The organism is Curtobacterium sp. MCBA15_005, from assembly GCF_001864855.1.
Classification (GTDB): Bacteria; Actinomycetota; Actinomycetes; order Actinomycetales; family Microbacteriaceae; genus Curtobacterium; species Curtobacterium flaccumfaciens.
This window is the reverse complement of sequence record NZ_MJGL01000014.1, coordinates 84633-91406: the sequence shown is the minus strand read 5'-3', so window position 1 is coordinate 91406 and position 6774 is coordinate 84633. Positions and strand designations below refer to the sequence as shown.

The following is a 6774-nucleotide window of genomic DNA, read 5'->3' as shown; positions in this document are numbered from 1 at the left end:
CACCGTGCCTCCAGGCCGTCTCCGCTCGCGTCTACGCGGCCGGCGCCTCGGCCGGGGTCGTCGCCCCGTACACGGCGGTGAGGATGCTCTCCACCCACTGGATGAGGGCGTCGTCCGGCAGCGCCTGGTCGTGCGGACGCGGCATCGGGATGCTCGTCGCGTTCTGCTGCGGGAACCAGCGCGCCCCCGGGAACATGCGCTTCAGGCGCACCTGCGACGAGTCGGCGAGCTCCTTGCCGGCGACCCGCAGGTTCGAGCCCATCACCACGACGTCGGACAGGCCGACCTGCTGCGCCATGCGACGGAGACGGGAGACCTCGACCAGGGTCTGCACGGCCTGCGGCGGCTGCCCGTAGCGGTCGGTGAGCTCGTCGAGCACCATGTCGATCGCGTTCGGCTGGGCCGTCGGGGCCGAGGCCGCCGAGAGCTTCTGGTACGCCTCGAGCCGGAGTCGCTCGGACTCGACGTAGTCCTCGGGGATGTGCGCGTCGACGGGGATCTCGAGCCGGAGCTCGGTCTGCCCCTCGGCGACGTCGCCACGGAACTGCGACACCGCCTCGCCGATCATCCGCAGGTACAGGTCGAACCCGACGCCCGCGATGTGGCCGGACTGCTCCCCGCCGAGCAGGTTGCCGGCCCCGCGGATCTCGAGGTCCTTCATGGCGACCTGCATGCCCGCGCCGAGCTCGTTGTTCGCGGCGATGGTCTCGAGGCGGTCCTGCGCGGTCTCGGACAGCGGCTTGTCGGAGTCGTAGAGGAAGTACGCGTACCCGCGCTCCCGCCCACGGCCGACACGACCGCGCAGCTGGTGCAGCTGCGACAGGCCGTACTTGTCCGCCTTGTCGATGATGAGTGTGTTCGCGTTCGCGATGTCGAGGCCCGTCTCGATGATCGTCGTCGAGACGAGGACGTCGAAGCGGCGCTCCCAGAAGCCGACCATGACCTGCTCGAGGGCGGTCTCCGACATCTGCCCGTGCGCCACGGCGATGCGGGCGTCCGGCACGATCTCGGCCAGGTGTGCGGCGACCGACTGGATGTCCTTCACGCGGTTGTGCACGTAGAACACCTGGCCCTCGCGCAGCAGTTCGCGGCGGATCGCCGCCGCCACCTGCAGGTCGGACTGCGGCCCGACGAAGGTCAGGATGGGGTGGCGGTCCTCGGGCGGGGTCGCCAGGGTCGACATCTCGCGGATGCCCGTGACCGCCATCTCGAGCGAGCGCGGGATCGGGGTCGCCGACATCGCCAGGACGTCGACGTTCGTCTTGAACTTCTTGAGCTGGTCCTTGTGCTCGACGCCGAACCGCTGTTCCTCGTCGATGATGACGAGCCCGACGTCCTTGAAGGTGATGCCCTGCGACAGGATCCGGTGGGTCGCGATGACGATGTCGACCGTGCCGTCGGCGAGCCCGGCGATGGTCTCCTTCGACTCCTTCTCGGTCTGGAACCGGCTCAGGGCACGCAGGTGCACGGGGAACCCGGCGAAGCGCTCCTGGAACGTCTCCATGTGCTGGCGGACGAGCAGGGTCGTCGGGACGAGCATGACGACCTGCTTGCCGTCCTGCACGGCCTTGAACGCCGCCCGGATCGCGACCTCGGTCTTGCCGTAGCCGACGTCGCCGGACAGCAGGCGGTCCATCGGGATCGGGCGTTCCATGTCGCGCTTGATCTCGTCGATCGTGGTGAGCTGGTCGGCGGTCTCGGCGAACGGGAACGCCTCTTCCAGCTCGCGCTGCCACGGGGTGTCCGGGCCGAACGCGTGCCCCTTCGACGCCATCCGCGCCGAGTACAGCTTGACCAGGTCGACGGCGATGTCGCGGACGGCCTTGCGGGCCTTCGACTTGGCGGCGGACCAGTCCGAGCCGCCCATCTTCGACAGGGTCGGGGACTCACCACCGACGTAGCGCGACAGCTGGTCGAGCTGGTCGGTCGGCACGAAGAGCTTGTCGCCCGGGTAGTTGCGCTTCGACGGCGCGTACTCGAGCACGAGGTACTCGCGCTGCGTCTTCACGGCGTTGCGGCCACCGCTGGAGACCTCGCGGCTGACGAGCTCGACGAACTTGCCGATGCCGTGGGTCGCGTGCACGACGACGTCGCCCGGCTTGAGCTGCAGCGGGTCGACGACGTTCTTGCGCCGGCTCGCGAGCTTCTTGACGGTGCGGGCGCCCTGCTGGACGCTGCGGCCGTAGAACTCGGCTTCGCTCAGGACCGCGATGCGGGGGTCGGGGATCGCGAAGCCGTGCTCGACGGTCGCGGTCGTCACGACGGCGACGCCGGGCTCGGGCGGCGCGGTCACGGCATCGGCACGGGCGGCGACCCCGGCGTCGGCGAGCACCTGCACCGCACGCTCGACGAGGCCCTGGCCCTGCGCGGTCACCACGACGGCCCACCCGTCGTCGGTCAGCGACTTGACGTGCGCGATCGCCCCGTCGGCGCTGCCGGCGAAGCTCGGGACGGCCTCGGCCCGGACGCGGATGTACTCACCGGCCTCGGCAGCGGCCTCGGCGTCGGTGAGGACGCGCTCGGTGTCCCCTTCGTCGAGGCCGGAGTCGAACGGCGACACCGTCCACCAGGTGCGCTGGCCGCGGGTGTTCTTGAGCTGCTGCACGGTCAGGAAGTTGCCGGCGTCGAGGTCGATCGGGGCCTGGGCACCCGCGACCGCTGCGCTCCATGCCGCCTGCAGGAACTCGGTGTTCGTCTCGGCCAGGCTGTTCGCGCGGCCGTTCACCCGCTCGGGCGAGAACACCGCGATGGTGGCGTCGTCCGGCAGGTAGGAGGTCATCGGCACGAGGTCCTGCACGAGCGCCGGAGCGAGGGACTCCATGCCCTCGACCGGGATGCCCTCGGCGATCTTCGCGAGCATCTGGGACAGGTTCGGGAACTCGTGCAGCATCTCGCGCGCCCGCTGCCGGACGTCGTCGCTGAGCAGGAGTTCGCGCGAGGCGGTGAGCTCGACCGAGCCGAGGTCGTCCTCTGTCGTGCGCTGGTCGGCGACCGAGAACGCCTTGATCGCCTCGATCTCGTCGCCGAAGAAGTCGACGCGTGCCGGGTGGTCGGCCGTCGGTGGGAAGACGTCGAGGATGCCACCGCGCACCGCGAACTCACCACGGCGGGTGACGAGGTCGACGCGGGAGTAGGCGAGGTCCACCAGCTGGGACGCGATCGCCGCCAGGTCGTTGCCCCGCGAGTCGGTCCGCAGCACCACCGGCGCCAGGGACGTCAGGTTGCTCGCGATCGGCTGCAGCGCGGCGCGGACGCTCGCGACGACGATGGTCTGGCGACGCTCGGCGGGGTCCGCCGCCTGCCACGCTGCGAGCTTCCGGAGCGTCGCGATGCGCGTGCCGACGGTCTGCGCACTCGGGCTGAGGCGTTCGTGCGGCAGGGTCTCCCACGCCGGGAACTCGAGCACGTCGGCGTCGGGGACGTAGCTGCCGAACGCTTCGCGGACCGCTTCGGCTTCACGCCCGGTCGCCGTGATGACGAGGACGCACTGCGGACCGTTGCGCTCGGCGAGCAGCGCGCCGAGCAGCGGCACGCGCAGGCCGTCCACGACGGAGAAGTCGGCGTCGCGCGGTGCGGCGCGCAGCACGCGATCGAAGGCGGAGGCGCGCGAGAGCGCAGGGATGATGCCCGAGATCGTCACTCAGGAGATGGTACCGGCCGCCACCGACACCGGCCGCGGCGTGCGCGACGGGCGAACAGCGCCGAGCGCTCAGGACGGAGCGTGCACGCGCTGCTGTGCGGCGAGCAGCCCGACCTCGGCGATCGCTTCCACCGCGTCGGCCGCGTCGGCCAGCAGGATCGGCAGCGTCTTCTTCTCGGCTGCGGAGAAGTCACGCAGCACGTAGTCGGCCGGGTCCTGCCGACCGGGCGGACGTCCGATGCCGACCCGGACGCGCATGAACTCGTTCGTGCCGGTGGCCTTGATGATGTCGCGCAGCCCGTTGTGCCCGCCGTGCCCGCCGTTGCCCTTCAGGCGGACGGTGTCGAACGGCAGGTCGAGCTCGTCGTGCACGACGACGAGGTCGGCCGGGGTGGCGCCGTAGAACCCGAGCACCGAGGAGACCGGTCCGCCCGAGGTGTTCATGAACGACCCGGGCTTCGCCAGCACGAGTCGTGTGCCGCCGGGAACCAGGCGCCCCTCGGCGACCTGGTTCGGCGTCTTGTGCTTCTTGAACGACGCTCCCATGCGGGAAGCGAGTTCGTCGAGGACCATCTGGCCGACGTTGTGGCGGTTGCCGGCGTAGTCGGGCCCGGGGTTCCCGAGCCCGACCACCACCAGGATGCTGCTGCCGTTCATGAGCGCAGTGTCACAGCGTCGACCAGATGTCTTCGAAGGGGTGTTACTCGGAGTCCGCGGCGCCCTCGGCACCCGACTCGGCGCCGGCCTCGGCCGAGGCCTCGTCCGCGGCGTCGTCGTCAGCGGTGCCACGCGGGGTGACGATCGCGACGACGAGCGCCTCGGGGTCGGTCTCGAGCTCGGCGCCCTCGGGGAGCTCGAGCTGCGAGGCGTGGATCTGCACGCCGTCCTCGAGGCCCTCGACGTTCACGGAGACGTGCTCCGGGATGTCGGTGGCGAGCACGAGCAGCGAGATCGTGTTGAGGTCCTGCACGTGGATGGTGCCGGAGAAGGACTCGCCCTCGACGACGACGGGCACGTCGACCGTGACCTTCTCGCCGCGACGGAGGACCACGAGGTCGATGTGCTCGATGATCTGGCGCACCGGGTCACGCTGGACGTCCTTGACGAGGGCGAGCTGCGCAGCGCCCTCGATGTCGAGGTCGACGACCGCGTTGGCGGTACGGACGAGCAGCATGGTCTCGTGGCCGGGCAGCGAGATGTGCATCGGCTCGGTGCCGTGGCCGTAGACGACCGCGGGGATCTTGTCGGCCGCGCGGAGCTTGCGAGCAGCGCCCTTGCCGAACTTGGTGCGGACTTCCGCTGCGAGCTTGGTGTAGTCGGCCATGGTGCCTCCTGGTGTCGGGGACGACGCCGGGGTGCCGGCATCGTGGGGGTCTGTGGTGTTGCAACTCGAACGCGTGCACGCGTGAGGAACGATCCCAGGGTCTTGCCGGGTATCCCACCGCGTCGATCACGGCCGCGCGTACGCAGCCCTCGCCGAAGTCAGGGACTGAGTCTAGCAGCACCCGTCCGGGCGTGTCGGACCACGGGTGCAGGTGCGGTCAGGACGGGACCGGCTCACGTCGCGGCCGACCTCCGCGTGTGAGACTTGTCCACCGTGATCGCCTCCCACCGTGCCCGCCGAACGCTCGACCGTCCGCGGGTCGTGCGGATCGTCGCGTTCCTGGTCGTCGTCGCCGCCGCGGTGGTCTTCGCCTACTGGCACGTGGGCCGGCAGCGCGTGGACGTCGACGAGGACGTGTACGTGGTGTCCGGCTGGGAGTACCTGCACGGCGTCTTCATCCGCAACCTCGAGCACCCGCCGACGGCGAAGTACCTGTTCGGCCTGGCGGAGGTCGTCCTCGGCGCTCCGGGGCCGCTCGGTCCGCGCTACGTCGCGGCGACCGCCTCGCTGGGCACCGGGCTCCTGTTCTTCCTGTGGTTCCGCCGTCCGGTCGGGTACTGGGCGGCACTCATCGCCGCCGCCCTCTGGTGGCTCACCCCCCGGGCGAACGGCATCGCCTGGGGTGACCCGGGCTCCGGTGTCGCCACCAGGATGGACCGCACGGCGCTGCTCGAACCGGTCATGGTGTTCTTCGCGGTCGCCGCGCTGTACGCCGCGTGGCGGTGGGTGAACGGCGCCGACCGCCGACGCTGGCTCTGGGCCGCTGCGTCCGGCCTGTTGCTCGCCCTGTCCGTGACGTCGAAGATGACCTCCGCCGTGCTCGTCGTGGCGATCATCGCGTTGCCGATCCTGTTCCGCCGGTGGTGGGACCTGTTGACCGGCGGGCTGATCGCGGCCGGGTCGTTCGTCGTCGCGTTCGTGCTGCTGTACGCGCCCGTGGGCTTCGAGCGCGGCTTCGTGCACATGCTGCAGTTCCAGACCGGGCACGCGGAGCTCGGCCACTCCATCGAGCTGCTCGGTCGCGAGTACCTGTTCGCCCCGTGGTGGGCGAACTTCGTGTACTTCACGCAGGGCACCAGCCGCTGGGTGGTCCTCGTGCTGGTCATCGGGCTGGTCGCGGCGTTCGTGTTCCGACCCGACCGGCTCGTCGCCTACCTCGGCATCGGCCTCGGTGCGCAGGTCGCCTTCCTGACCGCGTCGGACGTCGCACTCGCGCACTACTACTACGCGTGGATGCCGCTCCTCATCGCCCTCGCCGGCATCGGCCTCGGACGTGCCGGCTGGCCGTCCAGGCCCGTCAGCCGTCGGCAGCGGGTACTGCGGGTCACGGCGGTCTGCCTCGTGCTCGCCCTCGCCGTCGTGCCGGTGGTCCGGCTCGGCAGCGCGGTGGCGCAGGCGCGTCCGGCTGGTGTCGCCCGGCTCGACGCCGAGTTGCGGGCACGTGGCGTCGACGACGGCACCGTCCTGTTCAGCGGGTACAACCTGGTTGCGTGGCGGCCGTACTTCTTCGAGCGCGGCACCTGGGAGCCGGACGCCGACGACGTCGTCGCCGTGGTGCAGGGGATCGACCCGCGGTTCCCGATGAAGCCCGGGATCGCCTCGTTCCTGACGGCACACCGCGACGACCTCGAGCACTTCACCGTCGACGAGTTGCAGGTGTGGGTCCCGAAGCACGGCGCGCTCCGCGAACGTGACGGGGTCCTCGAAGCCGTCCCGGGCTGACACGGGTCGACACGCGACGTCCCCCGGG

Annotated in this window: 4 protein-coding genes; 1 reads left to right on the top strand and 3 read right to left on the bottom strand. The window is 70.7% G+C overall.

Features of this window, described 5'->3' with window-relative positions:
• Window positions 1–31 precede the first annotated feature (31 nt).
• The 3 genes from mfd to BIU89_RS09220 form a co-directional block, all read right to left on the bottom strand.
• Window positions 32–3640 carry a transcription-repair coupling factor gene (gene mfd, locus BIU89_RS09230; RefSeq protein WP_071246014.1) on the bottom strand — a complete coding sequence of 1203 codons (3609 nt, stop codon included), beginning with the start codon at window positions 3638–3640 and terminating at the stop codon, window positions 32–34.
• 69 nt (window positions 3641–3709) lie between these two features.
• Complete coding sequence (gene pth / locus BIU89_RS09225; RefSeq protein ID WP_027464489.1) at window positions 3710–4297, bottom strand: aminoacyl-tRNA hydrolase; 588 nt, start codon at window positions 4295–4297, stop codon at window positions 3710–3712.
• A gap of 43 nt (window positions 4298–4340) precedes the next feature.
• The gene (locus tag BIU89_RS09220; RefSeq protein WP_027464488.1) at window positions 4341–4964 is read right to left on the bottom strand and encodes a 50S ribosomal protein L25/general stress protein Ctc; all 624 of its coding nucleotides are present in this window, start codon (window positions 4962–4964) and stop codon (window positions 4341–4343) included.
• Between the two features lie 273 nt (window positions 4965–5237).
• Between BIU89_RS09220 and BIU89_RS09215 the strand changes: the two genes are divergently transcribed.
• Window positions 5238–6746: a phospholipid carrier-dependent glycosyltransferase gene (locus tag BIU89_RS09215; protein ID WP_071246012.1), complete on the top strand. Its 1509-nt coding sequence runs from the start codon at window positions 5238–5240 to the stop codon at window positions 6744–6746.
• Window positions 6747–6774 lie beyond the last annotated feature (28 nt).